15 protein-coding genes are annotated in these 14,222 nt (G+C 60.5%); 9 read left to right on the top strand and 6 right to left on the bottom strand.

Translation table 11 applies throughout. The features are described 5' to 3' along the window. Positions 1-39: 39 nt before the first annotated feature. The 5 genes from WJM78_RS19450 to WJM78_RS19430 all read left to right on the top strand — a co-directional run bounded on the left by WJM78_RS19450 (position 40) and on the right by WJM78_RS19430 (position 6,022). Positions 40-969: an ROK family protein gene (locus WJM78_RS19450; protein ID WP_108535855.1), complete on the top strand. Its 930-nt coding sequence runs from the start codon at positions 40-42 to the stop codon at positions 967-969. Between the two features lie 46 nt (positions 970-1,015). Continuing rightward, positions 1,016-2,026 carry an erythrose-4-phosphate dehydrogenase gene (epd, locus tag WJM78_RS19445; protein WP_042033797.1) on the top strand — a complete coding sequence of 337 codons (1,011 nt, stop codon included), beginning with the start codon at positions 1,016-1,018 and terminating at the stop codon, positions 2,024-2,026. Positions 2,027-2,088: 62 nt separating this feature from the next. Next, entirely contained in the window at positions 2,089-3,252 is a 1,164-nt protein-coding gene (locus tag WJM78_RS19440) for a phosphoglycerate kinase (RefSeq protein ID WP_005318809.1), read from the top strand. 116 nt (positions 3,253-3,368) lie between these two features. Further along, positions 3,369-4,448, top strand: a complete 1,080-nt coding sequence (fbaA, locus tag WJM78_RS19435; RefSeq protein ID WP_339011141.1) for a class II fructose-bisphosphate aldolase — start codon at positions 3,369-3,371, stop codon at positions 4,446-4,448. A gap of 269 nt (positions 4,449-4,717) precedes the next feature. Continuing rightward, complete coding sequence (locus tag WJM78_RS19430) at positions 4,718-6,022, top strand: FAD-binding oxidoreductase (RefSeq protein WP_339011139.1); 1,305 nt, start codon at positions 4,718-4,720, stop codon at positions 6,020-6,022. Between the two features lie 51 nt (positions 6,023-6,073). Here the strand turns inward: WJM78_RS19430 and WJM78_RS19425 are convergent, their stop codons facing one another. The 3 genes from WJM78_RS19425 to cutA all read right to left on the bottom strand — a co-directional run bounded on the left by WJM78_RS19425 (position 6,074) and on the right by cutA (position 8,720). Next, positions 6,074-6,487 carry a hypothetical protein gene (locus WJM78_RS19425; protein ID WP_275929732.1) on the bottom strand — a complete coding sequence of 138 codons (414 nt, stop codon included), beginning with the start codon at positions 6,485-6,487 and terminating at the stop codon, positions 6,074-6,076. A gap of 125 nt (positions 6,488-6,612) precedes the next feature. Further along, entirely contained in the window at positions 6,613-8,406 is a 1,794-nt protein-coding gene (locus WJM78_RS19420; RefSeq protein WP_339011136.1) for a protein-disulfide reductase DsbD, read from the bottom strand. Continuing rightward, positions 8,403-8,720, bottom strand: coding sequence for a divalent-cation tolerance protein CutA (gene cutA / locus WJM78_RS19415; RefSeq protein ID WP_042033792.1), 318 nt, complete (start codon positions 8,718-8,720; stop codon positions 8,403-8,405). The genes WJM78_RS19420 and cutA overlap by 4 nt, the downstream gene beginning before the upstream one ends. 193 nt (positions 8,721-8,913) lie before the next feature. Between cutA and WJM78_RS19410 the strand changes: the two genes are divergently transcribed. Further along, positions 8,914-9,255, top strand: coding sequence for a hypothetical protein (locus WJM78_RS19410; protein ID WP_181364635.1), 342 nt, complete (start codon positions 8,914-8,916; stop codon positions 9,253-9,255). Between the two features lie 95 nt (positions 9,256-9,350). Here WJM78_RS19410 and WJM78_RS19405 read toward each other — a convergent pair whose 3' ends face one another. Further along, entirely contained in the window at positions 9,351-9,788 is a 438-nt protein-coding gene (locus tag WJM78_RS19405) for a PACE efflux transporter (RefSeq protein WP_339011133.1), read from the bottom strand. 136 nt (positions 9,789-9,924) lie between these two features. Here WJM78_RS19405 and WJM78_RS19400 point away from each other — a divergent pair, with 136 nt between their 5' ends. Then, positions 9,925-10,806, top strand: coding sequence for a LysR family transcriptional regulator (locus WJM78_RS19400; RefSeq protein ID WP_339011131.1), 882 nt, complete (start codon positions 9,925-9,927; stop codon positions 10,804-10,806). Positions 10,807-10,812: 6 nt separating this feature from the next. Here the strand turns inward: WJM78_RS19400 and ygfZ are convergent, their stop codons facing one another. Continuing rightward, entirely contained in the window at positions 10,813-11,724 is a 912-nt protein-coding gene (ygfZ, locus tag WJM78_RS19395) for a tRNA-modifying protein YgfZ (protein ID WP_339011129.1), read from the bottom strand. A 113-nt stretch (positions 11,725-11,837) separates the two neighbouring features. Between ygfZ and sdhE the strand changes: the two genes are divergently transcribed. Both sdhE and WJM78_RS19385 read left to right on the top strand, forming a co-directional pair. Beyond that, positions 11,838-12,107: an FAD assembly factor SdhE gene (sdhE, locus tag WJM78_RS19390; protein ID WP_339011127.1), complete on the top strand. Its 270-nt coding sequence runs from the start codon at positions 11,838-11,840 to the stop codon at positions 12,105-12,107. An 18-nt stretch (positions 12,108-12,125) separates the two neighbouring features. Then, the gene (locus WJM78_RS19385) at positions 12,126-12,503 is read left to right on the top strand and encodes a protein YgfX (protein WP_339011125.1); all 378 of its coding nucleotides are present in this window, start codon (positions 12,126-12,128) and stop codon (positions 12,501-12,503) included. 83 nt (positions 12,504-12,586) lie between these two features. Here WJM78_RS19385 and nadB read toward each other — a convergent pair whose 3' ends face one another. Further along, positions 12,587-14,194 carry an L-aspartate oxidase gene (gene nadB, locus WJM78_RS19380; protein WP_339011123.1) on the bottom strand — a complete coding sequence of 536 codons (1,608 nt, stop codon included), beginning with the start codon at positions 14,192-14,194 and terminating at the stop codon, positions 12,587-12,589. Positions 14,195-14,222 lie beyond the last annotated feature (28 nt).

The raw sequence follows: 14,222 nt of genomic DNA, 5'->3' as shown, positions 1-14,222 counted from the left end.
GTCCTCGCGGCAGCATCCTTGGTCATGGCAGGAGGCAAGATGAGCAAAAAATCACTGGATTGGGGCATAGATCTCGGTGGTACCAAGTGTGAATGCGTGGTGCTGGATGGCGACGAGGTGCTGCTGCGCCATCGCATCCCCACCGAGCGCCAGGGGGGCTATCAGCACATGATCGGCCAGATCGCCAAACTGGTGGACGAGTGCGCCACCAGGCTGGGTCAGCGGCCGACCGTGCTGGGCATGGGCACCCCGGGGGCACGGGATCCCCAGACCGGCCTGATGAAGAACTGCAACACCACAGAGCTCAACGGCAAGCCGTTCAAGGAAGATCTGGAGCTTAAACTGGGTGTGCCTGTGCTGATTGCCAACGACGCCAACTGCTTCGCCCTGGCGGAGACCCATCTCGGGGCTGTGCGCCAGCACCATCCCTCTGCACGCGTGGTGTTCGGCATCATCATGGGCACCGGGGTCGGTTCCGGCATCGTCATCAACGGCCAGATCCTCAATGGCCACCACGGCATCGCCGGTGAGTGGGGCCACAATGTGCTCTCCCCCGATGGGCCCGAGTGCTATTGCGGCAAGCGCGGTTGCGTCGAGTCCTTCATCAGCGGCCCCGCGCTGGAGGCCTGGTATCAGGCCAAGGCCAAGCGTCATCTGTCGCTGGCCCAGATTGCGGCGGCCAGCGCCCACGATCATGTGGCCAGGCTCACCCTAGATCGACTGCACCTGCTGTTTGGTCAGGCGCTGGCCAATGTGGTCAACATTCTGGATCCGGATGTCATCGTCATCGGCGGCGGGGTCGGCAACGTGCAGAGCCTTTACAGCGCCGGGCGGCAGACAATTTTGCCCTTCCTCTTTAATCCCCGCTTCGCCACCCCCATTATTGCTCCAGCCCTGGGGGATAGCGCCGGGGTATTCGGGGCTGCCCTGCTGGCCCGTGGCGTATTCCAGGATGCTCTGCTGTCGTGAGCCATCCATCGGTCCTCTTTGCCGTCGCTAAGGACACACTTTTTCCATGATCAAGATTGCCATCAATGGTTACGGGCGGATTGGCCGCAACGTGTTGCGAGCCCTCTATGAAAGCGGGCGCGACAAGACCATCAAGATCGTTGCCATCAACGAACTGGCGGCGCCCGAAGCCATGGTGCACCTCACCCGTTTCGATACCAGCCACGGCCGCTTCCGGTATCCAGTGCAGCTGGCTGGCAGCAGCATGCTGGTGGGGGAGGATCTCATCCCCCTGTTTGCCGAGCGGGATCCGGCCAGCCTGCCGTGGCGGGCGTTGGGGGTGGATGTGGTACTGGACTGCACCGGGGTATTTGGCTCGCGGGCCGATGCCGAACGCCATCTGGCGGCGGGGGCGGGCAAGGTGCTTTTCTCCCATCCGGCGGATGCGGATGTGGATGCGACCATCGTCTACGGGGTGAACCATCAGGTGCTGACGGGGCGGGAGCGGATCGTCTCCAACGCCTCCTGTACCACCAACTGCGTGGTGCCCGTCATAGAAACATTGCATCGAGAGTTCGAGATAAATTGTGGTACTATTACGACAATTCATTCGGCCATGCATGATCAGCAAGTCATCGATGCCTACCACAGTGACTTGCGTCGAACCCGTGCTGCCAGCCAGTCCATCATCCCGGTTGACACCAAGCTGGCAAAGGGGTTGGAGCGAATCCTCCCCCACTTCGCCGGCAAGTTCGAGGCGATCGCGGTGCGGGTGCCGACCATCAACGTAACGGCAATGGATCTCAGTATTACTGTTCGTAAAAAAGTGACGGTTACTGACGTAAATCAAGCTCTGCAACGGGCATCCAGAGGTACATTAAGCGGTATTCTGGATTACACGGAAGAGCCATTGGTCTCCGTAGACTTTAATCATGATGCGCACTCCTGCATCATTGATGGTACCCAGACCCGGGTGAGCGATGCCAACCTCGTCAAGATGTTGATGTGGTGCGATAACGAATGGGGCTTCGCCAACCGTATGCTGGATACCACCCGGGCCATGATGGCCGCAGGCTGAGAGCCTGCACCGGGCACAAGGTTACTGTTTTTAACATTACCTGAAAATATAGAGGACTGAATATGTCTGTTATCAAGATGACCGACCTGGATCTGGCTGGTAAACGCGTGCTGATCCGTGCTGACCTGAACGTGCCGGTAAAAGACGGCAAGGTCACTTCCGACGCACGTATCGTGGCGACGCTGCCGACCATCAAGCTGGCTCTGGAAAAGGGCGCCAAGCTGATGATCACCTCCCACCTGGGTCGTCCGACCGAGGGTGAATACAACGAAGAGTTCTCCCTGGCTCCGGTAGTCAACTATCTGAAAGACGCACTGTCCTGCCCGGTCCGCCTGGCCAAGGATTACCTGGATGGCGTAGACGTCGCTGCCGGTGAGCTGGTTGTGCTGGAAAACTGCCGTTTCAACAAAGGCGAGAAGAAGAACACCGAAGAGCTGGCCAAAAAATACGCCGCCCTGTGTGACGTCTTTGTAATGGATGCATTCGGTACTGCTCACCGCGCCGAAGGTTCTACCTACGGTGTGGCTCAATTTGCCCCGATCGCCTGTGCTGGTCCGCTGCTGGCCGGTGAGCTGGAAGCCTTGGGCAAAGCCATGCTCAAGCCCGAGCGTCCGATGGTTGCCATCGTTGGCGGCTCCAAGGTCTCCACCAAGCTGACCGTGCTGGAGTCCCTCTCCAAGATCGCAGACCAGCTGGTGGTCGGTGGTGGCATCGCCAACACCTTCATCGCTGCTGCCGGTCACAACGTCGGCAAGTCCCTGTGTGAACACGACCTGCTCGACACCGCCAAGAAACTGGCCGCCGAGACCAACATTCCGGTCACCACCGACGTGGTCGTGGGTACCGAGTTCTCCGAGTCTACTCCGGCCACCATCAAGTCCGTCTCCGACGTGACCGACGGCGACATGATCTTCGACATCGGCCCTGACTCTGCCAAGGCCCTGGCCGACATCATCATGAACGCCAAGACCATTTTGTGGAATGGCCCGGTTGGTGTGTTCGAGTTCGACCAGTTCTCCGCAGGCACCAAGGTGATTGCCGAAGCCATCGCTGCTTCTCCGGCTTTCTCCATCGCTGGCGGTGGTGACACCCTGGCCGCCATCGACAAGTTCGGCATCGCCGACAAAGTCTCCTACATCTCCACTGGCGGCGGCGCCTTCCTGGAGTTTGTAGAAGGCAAGGTACTGCCGGCTGTTGCGATGCTTGAACAGCGCGCCAAAGCCTAATTGACCCGAGACGGGGGGCAAAAGCCTCCCGTTTCGTTTATCATGTGGCCGCTGTGCCGGTTCATGATGAACCCCCCATTTTTTATTAACGGCATACGAGAACAGGACGATTAAACATGTCTAAGAAAATTTTCGACTTCGTAAAACCCGGCGTGATCACTGGTGATGACGTTCAGAAAGTATTCGCCATCGCCAAAGAGAACGGCTTCGCTCTGCCGGCCGTCAACTGCGTTGGTACCGACTCCGTTAACGCCGTGCTGGAAGCTGCCGCCAAGGTCAAGGCGCCGGTTATCGTTCAGTTCTCCAACGGTGGTGCCGTATTCACCGCCGGCAAGGGTCTGAAGATGGAAGGTCATAAGGCTGCCATCATCGGTGCCATCTCCGGTGCCAAGCACGTTCACGCCGTTGCCGAAGCCTATGGTATTCCGGTGATCCTGCACACCGACCACGCTGCCAAGAAGCTGCTGCCGTGGATCGACGGTCTGCTGGAAGCGGGCGAGAAGCACTTTGCTGAAACCGGCAAGCCGCTGTTCTCCTCCCACATGCTGGATCTGTCCGAAGAGTCTCTGGAAGAGAACATCGACATCTGCTGCGAGTACCTGACCCGCATGGCCAAGATGAACATGACTCTGGAGCTGGAACTGGGTTGCACCGGTGGCGAAGAAGATGGCGTGGACAACAGCCACCTGGATCAATCTTCCCTGTACACCCAGCCGGAAGATGTTGCTTACGCTTACGAGCGTCTGTCCAAGATCAGCCCGCGTTTCACCATCGCTGCCTCCTTCGGTAACGTACACGGTGTATACAAGCCGGGTAACGTCAAGCTGACCCCGTCCATCCTGGACGCTTCCCAGAAGCACGTTTCCGAGAAGTTTGGTCTGCCTGCCAAGTCTCTGGACTTCGTATTCCACGGTGGTTCAGGCTCCACTCTGGAAGAGATCCGTGAGTCCATCTCCTACGGCGTCGTGAAGATGAACATCGATACCGACACCCAGTGGGCAACCTGGGAAGGCGTGCTGAAGTTCTACCAGAAGAACGAAGCTTACCTGCAAGGCCAGCTGGGCAACCCGGAAGGCGCTGACAAGCCGAACAAGAAGTTCTACGATCCGCGCGTATGGCTGCGTGAAGGTCAGACTTCCATGATCGCTCGTCTGGAGAAAGCCTTCTCCGACCTGAACGCCATCAACGTACTGTAATTCGTTACCGTATCTTGATTGCTTGCAAAGGCGCCCCTCGGGGCGCCTTTCGTGTTTGTAAGGGGCCTGATTGCAGCAGATACCTCCTTTCCTGTGTCTGTTGTATCTGGGGGAATGGGTCTCTCGATGGCCTGCCTCAAACCGAGAATGCAGTAAATGGTGTCCTTTGGTACGCCTTTTCCATTTCTGTGATCCACGGAGGCTAGATTGGGGGTAGGGGGCTGGGTATTATCGAGGGCAGGTCGGGCTACCAAGGCAGGATGCTGAGTATGCAGACAGGAAAGCACAACGGACATCAGGAACACGTGGCCTCCTATTACGCGGCCACCCGCAACGACAATCAACAGTGGCCCGAGCTCAGCGGTGAGCTCAATGCCGACGTCTGCATCATAGGTGGTGGTTTCACCGGCCTCAACACCGCTATCAACCTGGCACAGGCGGGCTACAAGGTGGCCCTGCTGGAGGCGAACCGCATCGGCTGGGGGGCGTCTGGCCGCAACGGCGGTCAGCTCATTCGTGGCATAGGCCACGACACCGGCCAGTTTGCCCGCTGGATCGGCGAGCAGGGGGTGCGCGAGCTGGATCTGATGGGGCTGGAGGCGGTACAGCTGGTGCGAGAGCGCATCGAGCACTTCAACATCGACTGCGACCTCACCTGGGGCTACTGCGATCTGGCTACCCGCCAGCGTCATCTGGCCGGGTTTGAAGAGGAGGCGGCGCATTTGGCCGGCCTTGGCTATCAGCACGAGATCACGCTGGTGCCACGGGAGGAGATCCACACAGTGGTCGGGTCTGATCGCTATATCGGCGGCATGATCGACATGGGCTCTGGCCACCTGCATCCCCTCAATCTGGCGCTGGGTGAGGCGCGTGCCGCTGCCAGCCTCGGGGTCTCCCTGTTTGAACACTCCAGAGTGGCCCATATCGACTATGGCAAACGGGTCGAGGTGACCACAGCTCACGGTCGGGTCACTGCCGATTATCTGGTTATCGGTTGCAACGCCTACCTCAATGACCTCAATCCCGAACTGGGGGGCCGGGTGCTGCCAGCCGGTTCCTATATTCTCGCCACTGAAGTGCTGGAAAAACGGCTGCGCCAACGTCTGCTGCCGCAAAACATGGCGGTATGCGATCAAAATGTGGCGCTCGACTACTATCGTCTCTCTGCCGACGGGCGCCTGCTGTTTGGCGGTGCCTGCAACTACTCAGGAAGGGATCCCAAGGATATCAAGGCGTTCATGTTGCCCAAGCTGCTGCGGGTCTTCCCCGAGCTGGCCGGTACCGCCATTGAGTTTCAATGGGGCGGCATGATAGGGATCGGCGCTAATCGGCTGCCGCAGATTGGCCGCTTGAAGGACTATCCCAACGTGCTCTACGCCCAGGCCTATTCTGGTCACGGTCTCAACGCCACCCACATGGCGGGCAAGCTGGTGGCAGAGGCGATCAAGGGGGAGAGCCGGGGTTTCGATCTCTTTGCCAGCGTGCCCCACATGACTTTCCCGGGCGGCCCGGCGCTGCGCTCCCCGCTGTTGGCACTGGGGATGTTATGGCACCGGATGAAGGATCTGCTGTAAGGGGCGAGAAAAACAGCTTAAGAGACGCTGCCTTGGTCGGTGGATAGGTGTTTAGTGAGCGGGCTCAGCCAGGCGCCAGCCCAGTTCGGTTTTCATCATCCAGACGTCGGTCTGCTGGGGCAGTACCTGGCCCGCGTCGAACTCGCCGTACTTGCGCTCCAGCTCCATCAGTCCCATCTCCTGCTGGAAGGGGCCGACCCTGTCATAGACCAGGTCCTCGTCGTGCTGCACCCGCAACTGATCCAGCCCTTGCTTGAAATGGAGCTGGTAGCTCACCTTGATCAGATAGACCCCCTCCATCCGCTCTTCTTTGCCGAGAATGGCAAAGTCACTGATCTCGAACAGATAGTCGTCTGTGTCAGACTGGAGTTTGGCTGTCACCTGGGTCTGGATCGCCTCTTCACCGGGACCTGCGTAACAACCAGATAGCCAGAGGGCCAGCAGGGGGATGAACCACTTTTTCATCAAAACTCCGGACGAATGAGACGGGAAGGGGCAAATTTTGCCACGCTGCCGATCATATACAAGGGATTGCCAGAAAAATCAGCGGTTAACCGTTGGGCTCGGGCGTGAGGCCGGGCCAGCTGTTTTCAGCGCAACTTGTCGAGCTGACCCAAAAACTCGGTGGGCCCCATAAAGCCCGTCACCCGCTGGCCGCTCACTTCGTTGCCGGCGCGATCGAAGAAGATCAGGGTCGGCAGCCCCAGCACGTTGAGGCCGTTGAGCAGTTCCACATCGGCATCGTCATTGGCGGTGACGTCCGCCTGCAGCAGCACCATCTGGCCGAAGCGCTCGCGCACTGCCGGGTCGCTAAAGGTCTTGTGTTCGAACTCCTTGCAGGCAACGCACCAGTCGGCATAGAGGTCCAGCAGCACCGGCTTGCCGCGGGCGGCGGCCAGCTGCACCTTGAGATCATCCTGGGTCTTGATACGGATAAACTGGGGCGCCTGGGCCTCGGAGGTGGCCTTGACGCCGGGTTCGGGCAGTAGCAGGTCCTTGCCCACCACCACGGCACTGATCATCACTAGCAAGAGTACGAAGCCGCGCAGGCTGCGACCCACGGAGTGACTCTGATGCTGGTTGTGGTGATAGAGATAGCCGCACAGTACCAGTCCCCAGCCCAGCCATACCAGGGCGGCCATCTGATCGCTCCACAGCCGTGACAGCAGCAGTATGGGCACCGCCAGCAGCGCAAAGCCAAAGAGTTGCTTGATCATATCCATCCAGGCGCCGGCCTTGGGCAGCAGCTTGCCGCCCGAGGTGCCGAGCAGCAGCAGCGGCAGCCCCATCCCCAGCGAAAGGGCATAGAGAGCCGCACCGCCGAGCCAGAGATCGCCGCTCTGGGCCACGTAGATCAGCGCCCCCGAGAGCGGCGCCGTGGTGCAAGGGGAGCAGACCAGGCCGGAGATCATCCCCATGATGCCGACCCCGGGTAGCGAGCCACCCTGCTGGCGGTTGGAGAGGCCGGACAGCCGGGTTTGCAGGCTGCTCGGCAGTTGCAGGGTGTAGAGCCCGAACATGGAGAGTGCCAGCACCACGAACATGACGGAGAGCCCGATCAGCACATAGGGGTGCTGCAGCGCCGCCTGGAATTTCAAGCCCGCCGACGCTACCACCAGTCCGAGCAGGGTATAGGTCACCGCCATCCCTTGCACATAGACGAAGGAGAGCAGGAAGGCGCGGCGGGTGGAGAGACGATGACCCGCCCCGGCTATGATGCCGGTCAGTATGGGGTACATGGGGAAGACGCAGGGGGTGAAGGCGAGCCCCAGCCCCAGCGCGAAGAAGACGGCGATGCTGAGCCAGAATCCCTGGCTGCCGAGGGCGGCGGCCAGCTGATCCTGCTGGCTGCTGGCAGGGGGGCTGGCGGCTTCATCCATGCTGGTCTGCGCGACATCGTGGGTGCTGGCCACAAGGGGCTGCACCGCAATCTGCTTGTCGGTGGGCGGGTAGCAGAGACCGTCGGTGCAGCCCTGATAGCTGACGGTGAGGCTGGCCTGCTGGCCCGCCTCGGTCAGGGTGACGGGGATCTGCACTTCCCGGTAGTAGACCCGGGTCTTGCCGAAGAAGTCATCCTGATGCTCGGTCCCTGCGGGCAAGACGGGTTCGCTGAAGGCGAGGTTCTCGCCCTGGAAGCGGAAGCTGTGGCGGTAGAGGTAGTAGTCATCGGCGATGCGCAGGGTCAGCAGCAACTGGTTGCCCTGCTGTTCACTCTCGAGGACGAAGGCGTCGTCGGCTTTCAGAAACTTGGGCTGGGCGTTGGCCTCGATGCCGAGGGCGCTCAGCAGACTGTCACTGCCGGCCTGAACCGGCGTCGCACTCAGCGTGGACAGCAGCAGAGCAGAGAGCACAAGCAGGGGGGAGAGCAGGCGAGACAGTGTCATGAGGTTTCCTGTGTTAACCAGTCGAGATAGGGCTGATGGCCCTGGCTTGTCGGGAGTGCCAGGATCTCCGGCACCTCATAGGGGTGATGGCTGAGGATGCATAGGCGCAAGAGTTCGAACAGGGAGGCCCGCGACTTGATGATGAGCTGGATCTCCCGTGCCCGTTCTATCTTCCCCTGCCAGCGATAGACGGAGGTGAGACCGGGCAGCTGATTGATGCAGGCCGCCAGCCGCTGGTTCAGCAGGTGTTCGCTGATGAGGTCGGCACTGGCCTCATCCGGGCAGGTGCACAGCACCAGAATGGCATCTGTCATGGTGAAATTTCTCGTCTGTGCGGGGCGGTCAGGCGCCCGTAAACCAGTGGCTACTATACCTAGCGACGGGGCAAATAGCATCTGACGGCCTTTATCGGCTCGACATGAAAATAAGTGGGGGGCATGAGATAGACGCTGTCAAACGGACAGGGCAGAATGAGCGGGCTTGTTCCCATTCGACGTAAGGAAATGTATGACCCAACAGAATGAGCAGCAGAGAAACCGCATGTTGAGCCTGTTGCGCGAAGGTGAGCGCCGTATGTTGGTGCAACTGGCCGGTCTGCTGCGTACCAGTGCCGATGAAATCAATGCCGAACTGGAAAAAGAGGAGCTGCTGGCTGCCCTGGAGCAACCCGTCACGGTGGAGTATCTCAACGGCGTGGTGCAACACCATCTGTTCGAGCGTCTGCACAAGGGTGACATGGTGGCTGCCCAGCGCCTGCTGAACCAGTACCAGAGCGACCTTGAGGCCATGCTGACCCAGGAGTCGGCCGAGGCAGATGTCCCGACCGAAGCGCTGAAGGCGCAAGCCTGAGCGCTGCGGCAGGCCCGACTGGCTTGCCCTCCTCCAGCACCATCATGCCAGTCGCATGATGGTGCCTCGTTGTCCCTGCCCTGTTTTCCTGTCGCTTAACCCAGTGTGTTCTGCTGCACCTGACCCGGTATCGGGAACACCTTGTCATAGCTCCAGTTGTAGATGAAGGCGTAGACCAGGTAAAACAGCACGAAGCCCAGATCCAGCACCAGCGCCTCCAGCATACTGACGCTCAGCCACCAGGACATGACCGGCAGCGCGACGATCAGCAGACCGCCCTCAAAGCCGAAGGTGTGCAGCACCCGCTGCCACAGGGTCTTGTGGGTATGGCCCTGATACTTCAGCAACAGCTTGTCGACCCCGATGTTGTAGACGTAGTTCCAGACGGTGGCGAGCACCGAGAAGAACAATGCCAGCGGTCCCATATGGTGGAGTCCTACGCCAGTGATCCAGCTTGCCAGGGGGGCCGCGATCAGCAGACCAATCAGTTCAAAGCCAATGGCGTGGCGCAGGCGGTCACGGGTATTACGCATGGTCTGTCTCTCTATCTATCTGTGTCTGAGTGTCGATGGTGGCCAATTTATCGCGAATTTCTGATAGGTTCACGTTAGTATCTATCGTTAAAACAGATGGATTGGTGTGCAATCAGGTCATGACAGGAGCAACTGGATGAACCCCTCGCTGGAACAACTCAAGGCGCTGCTGGCGGCGGCAGAGACGGGTTCCTTCTCGGCGGCGGCCCGCAAGCTGGGCAAGTCGCAGTCCGTGGTCAGCACCGCCATCGCCAACCTGGAGATAGATCTTGGGCTGGCGCTGTTTGATCGCTCGGCCCGCTATCCCGTGCTGACGGAGGCGGGCACCCGGATCCACCAGGAAGCCAGCATCTTGCTGGCCCAAAGCGAGCGATTGCAGGCGATTGCCGGGGAGCTGGCCGCAGGCATAGAGTCGCGGCTCACCCTGGCCATCGACGATGATTCCCACCTGCCCTGGCTCGGCTCTCTGTTGGAAGAGTTCGCCACCCGTTACCCGGGCGTTGAACTGGAGCTGCTGTTTCCCCTGATGGAGGATGTGACCGAGCTGCTCAAAAGCGGTCGGGCCCAGCTTGGCATCAGCTACCAGAAGGAACAGCCGGAGCGGGAGATAGCCTCACGTTCGCTGGGATCCGTCGGCATGCCGCTGGTGGTCTCCCCGGATCATCCACTGGCCCACAGAACGCCGCTGCGAGAGAGCGATCTGCAAGGGGCCCGCCAGCTGATGGTGACGGGACGGCGGGAGGGCACGGAGCGCCACCGCTTCCGCCTCTCGGCGCAGGTGTGGTGGGTCGAGGGGGATCTCGGCATTCTGGAGCTGGTCAAGCTGGGGCTGGGGTGGGCGGCGATCCCCGATTTTCTGCTGCATCGGCCGCTGGCGCGGGGGGAGGTGGTGGTGCTCAACCCGGATTTTATCGCCAAGGCCGAACTGGAGCTGGAGTTGCAGTGGCATCGCGCCCGCCCGCTCGGGCAGGCGGGGCGCTGGCTCAAGGAGGCACTGCTGGCGCGGGTGCCTCGTTAGCCAACCTTACTCGGTCAGCGAGTAGGGCAGGGCTTGCAGAGCAAGGCTGGAGCCCTCTTCCTGCTTGAGACGGAACCGGGCATTGGCCTCTGTGTCTTTGGGCAGCACGGCCGTGATCAAGACATGGCCTGCCTGTTGCCAGACGTTGAGCACCATGCCGCTGCGCCGCCAGTTGTCACCGAGCTGGATCTCCAGGGCATCGCCACAGGCGACGGGCTCGCTGGCGGTGCCGGCCAGCACGAACAGGGCGCGGTTGTTGGCACCGCGATACTTGGCGCGGGCCACCGTCTCCTGCCCCATGTAGCAGCCCTTGGTGAAGCTGATCCCCTCCAGCGCCTGCAGATTCAGCATCTGGGGTATGTATTCCCCCTGATGTACCGCTTCCATATGCGGGATGCCAGCCTTGATATCCAGCCCCCACCAGAGTGATTCACTGCCGGCAGGCAGGTCCAGCGCCAACTGCTGATCGCTCACCAGCAGCCAGCGATCCGCTTCGATCTGCACCGCCATCCCATCGTCGATCAGGCCGGTTTGTGACGTGGCAAATCGGGCCGCCATCCACTCATCCGTGCCTTGGCCAGCCACACCGACCGCCTGACCATGGTTCTCGGCGAACTCTACCTTGGCAAACACCGCAAACTTCTTGAGCTCCGGCAATTGGCGAGCCAGCACAGAGGGTTTGGTCAGCAGCAGCAGGCGATCGCTCAGGCAGAGCAGACGAAAATCGCCCCACAGCTTGCCTTTGGCATCGCAGTGGCCGCCCAGCGTACTCTGGCCCGGTTGCAGGGCGTTGACGTCGCAGGTGACCTGGCCTTGCAGATATTTGACGCGATCCGCACCGGTCAGGCTGGTGATGGCCAGATCGGTCAGGGAGAAAAGGGTTGGCTCGGCAGGAAAAACAGGCGTTTGCAGGCTCACGATGGTATTCCAGAGACAGAAAGTATGTGACCTGCATGGTAAAGACGTAAGGAATGTTTGTCAGCCGGAAAATCCAGCTGTTACCATCCACAGGTCTTTGTAAGGAGAGTGCCATGTTGAGCCCAATTGAAAAATCCCGCCTGAAGTGGGCCTGCCGTCGTGGCATGCTCGAGCTGGATGTGATCTTTATGCCGTTCTTTGAACACGAGTTCGATAGCCTGAGCGATGAACAGCAGCAGACCTTCATTCGTTTGCTGGAGAGCGATGACCCGGACCTGTTCAAATGGTGCATGGGCCACGGTGTTCCGACTGACCCCGCCTTTGCCGCCATGATCCCCCTGATCCTGGAGCGCAATCAGGCGCGCCACGACAGCTTGAGCTGATCCCCGATGCGGGTGGTCATGCCCGTCATTCTCTCCCGGCAGCAGCGTGTTCTGCTGCTGATCCTGTTTCTGTTGTTGTGGTGGCCTGTGGCCAGTCTGATCCATGGCTGGCAGTGGGTACTCTGGTTGCCCTGCTGGCTGACGGGGGGCTGGCTGGCCTGGCGCCGCTCCGGTCGCAATGCCGGTACGCTGGTGTGGGATGGGCAGTGGCTGGAGTGGCAGGGCAATCGCTACCAGCTGGGGACGCGCAGCCGCATCTTGCCCGGGGCACTCTGGCTGCAACTGGTGGCAAGTGACAGGTCCGATGCGCGTCTCTGGCTTTTCTCCGACGCGCTCGCGCCGGAACACTACAGGGCGCTGGCCCGCGCCATCCGGCTAACCCCGCCCGCCCGTTAATCGTACCGCCCGTTTTGACCCTTATCCCCCATAGCAAATGACCCCGCCGGGGCGAGGTCATTTGGGTGACGCCTAACGGGTGATTACTCCCGATCCGGCGTCAGTACCGTGGGTTTGGAGTCTGGCTGCATGTCTGGATAATCCAGGTTGTAGTGCAGGCCACGGGACTCCTTGCGCTGCAAGGCGCAGTTGACGATGAGCTCGGCCACTTGCAGCAGGTTGCGCAGCTCCAGCAAGTTGTTGGAGACCCGGAAGTTGGCGTAGTACTCCTGCACCTCCTGCTTGAGCAGATCAATGCGGCGTTTGGCGCGGGCCAGGCGTTTGTTGGTACGCACTATTCCTACATAGTCCCACATCATCAGCCGTAGCTCGTGCCAGTTGTGCTGGATAACGACCTGCTCGTCCGAGTTATCCACCTTGCTCTCATCCCAGGCGGGCAGATGGGGCGGTTCAATGCTCATGGGCAGCTTGGCCATGATGTCGGCCCCCGCCTGATGGGCATAGACCACGCACTCGAGCAGGGAGTTGGAGGCCATGCGGTTGGCGCCGTGCAGCCCTGTATAGGTGACTTCACCGATGGCATAGAGACCGGGAATGTCGGTCTGGCCATTATTGTCTATCATTACGCCGCCACAGGTGTAGTGAGCAGCCGGGACGATGGGCATTGGCTCTTTGGTGATGTCGATGCCGACTGCGAGGCAGCGTTCATGGATGGTCGGGAAGTGCTTGATGATGAAATCCGCCGGCTTGTGGCTGATGTCCAGATACATGCAGTCGGCACCAAGGCGTTTCATCTCGTGGTCGATGGCGCGGGCGACTATGTCCCGCGGGGCCAGCTCGGCTCGCTCGTCAAACTCCAGCATGAAGCGGCTACCGTCGGGACGGCGCAGATAGGCGCCTTCCCCGCGCAGGGCTTCAGTCAACAGGAAGTTGGGGTCATCGGGGTGGAACAGGCTGGTGGGGTGGAACTGGTTGAACTCCAGGTTCGCCACCCGGCAGCCGGCGCGCCATGCCATGGCGATACCGTCACCCGAACTCACGTCCGGGTTGGAGGTGTACTGATATACCTTGGAGGCGCCGCCGGTGGCCAGCGCCACGAAGCGGGCGCGGATCACCTCGACCTGCTCGGCGTTGCGGTTCCAGACGTAGGCGCCCAGCACCTTGTTGCCCGGCAGACCCAGCTTGCGGGTGGTGATGAGGTCGACCGCGTTGAAACGCTCCATCAGCTGGATATTGGGGTGGGAGCGCACCTGATCGATCAGGGTGAGCTGCACCGCCTTGCCGGTGGCATCGGCCGCGTGGAAGATGCGGCGATGGCTGTGGCCCCCTTCGCGGGTCAGGTGATAGTGGGATTCACCCTCGGCGTCCTGCTCCTGATCGAAGGGAACGCCCTGTTGGATCAGCCACTGGATGGACTCGCGGGCGTGACGGGCTGTGAACTCCACCACGGCTGAGTCACACAACCCGGCGCCAGCGTTGAGCGTGTCGCTCACGTGGGATTCGATGCTGTCTGTTTCGTCGAAAACGGCAGCGATGCCTCCTTGCGCATACAAAGTGGCCCCCTCACTGATGGGACCCTTGCTCAGAACCAGGACTTTGGCCTGGTCTGCCAACCGCAACGCGAGGGATAGACCAGCGGCACCGCTGCCAATGATCAGTACATCGCAAAGGTATTCAATACTTGCTTTCATAAGTATCATTGGCTTGGATTAAGAACTG

Origin of the sequence: Aeromonas popoffii (assembly GCF_037818705.1) — a bacterium.
In the GTDB taxonomy this organism is placed as follows: domain Bacteria; phylum Pseudomonadota; class Gammaproteobacteria; order Enterobacterales; family Aeromonadaceae; genus Aeromonas; species Aeromonas popoffii.
Note: the sequence above shows the minus strand (reverse complement) of the source record. Positions and strands in the feature narration are given on the sequence as shown.

Excerpts from the sequence above, each read along its gene's own strand:
- WJM78_RS19400 (WP_339011131.1), top strand. The coding sequence starts at position 9,925 with ATGAACCCCTCGCTGGAACAACTCAAGGCGCTGCTGGCGGCGGCAGAG.
- WJM78_RS19405 (WP_339011133.1), bottom strand. The coding sequence starts at position 9,788 with ATGCGTAATACCCGTGACCGCCTGCGCCACGCCATTGGCTTTGAACTG.
- WJM78_RS19425 (WP_275929732.1), bottom strand. The coding sequence starts at position 6,487 with ATGAAAAAGTGGTTCATCCCCCTGCTGGCCCTCTGGCTATCTGGTTGT.
- WJM78_RS19410 (WP_181364635.1), top strand. The coding sequence starts at position 8,914 with ATGACCCAACAGAATGAGCAGCAGAGAAACCGCATGTTGAGCCTGTTG.
- WJM78_RS19440 (WP_005318809.1), top strand. The coding sequence starts at position 2,089 with ATGTCTGTTATCAAGATGACCGACCTGGATCTGGCTGGTAAACGCGTG.
- sdhE (WP_339011127.1), top strand. The coding sequence starts at position 11,838 with ATGTTGAGCCCAATTGAAAAATCCCGCCTGAAGTGGGCCTGCCGTCGT.
- WJM78_RS19385 (WP_339011125.1), top strand. The coding sequence starts at position 12,126 with ATGCCCGTCATTCTCTCCCGGCAGCAGCGTGTTCTGCTGCTGATCCTG.
- nadB (WP_339011123.1), bottom strand. The coding sequence starts at position 14,194 with ATGAAAGCAAGTATTGAATACCTTTGCGATGTACTGATCATTGGCAGC.
- cutA (WP_042033792.1), bottom strand. The coding sequence starts at position 8,720 with ATGACAGATGCCATTCTGGTGCTGTGCACCTGCCCGGATGAGGCCAGT.
- epd (WP_042033797.1), top strand. The coding sequence starts at position 1,016 with ATGATCAAGATTGCCATCAATGGTTACGGGCGGATTGGCCGCAACGTG.
- WJM78_RS19430 (WP_339011139.1), top strand. The coding sequence starts at position 4,718 with ATGCAGACAGGAAAGCACAACGGACATCAGGAACACGTGGCCTCCTAT.
- WJM78_RS19450 (WP_108535855.1), top strand. The coding sequence starts at position 40 with ATGAGCAAAAAATCACTGGATTGGGGCATAGATCTCGGTGGTACCAAG.
- fbaA (WP_339011141.1), top strand. The coding sequence starts at position 3,369 with ATGTCTAAGAAAATTTTCGACTTCGTAAAACCCGGCGTGATCACTGGT.
- WJM78_RS19420 (WP_339011136.1), bottom strand. The coding sequence starts at position 8,406 with ATGACACTGTCTCGCCTGCTCTCCCCCCTGCTTGTGCTCTCTGCTCTG.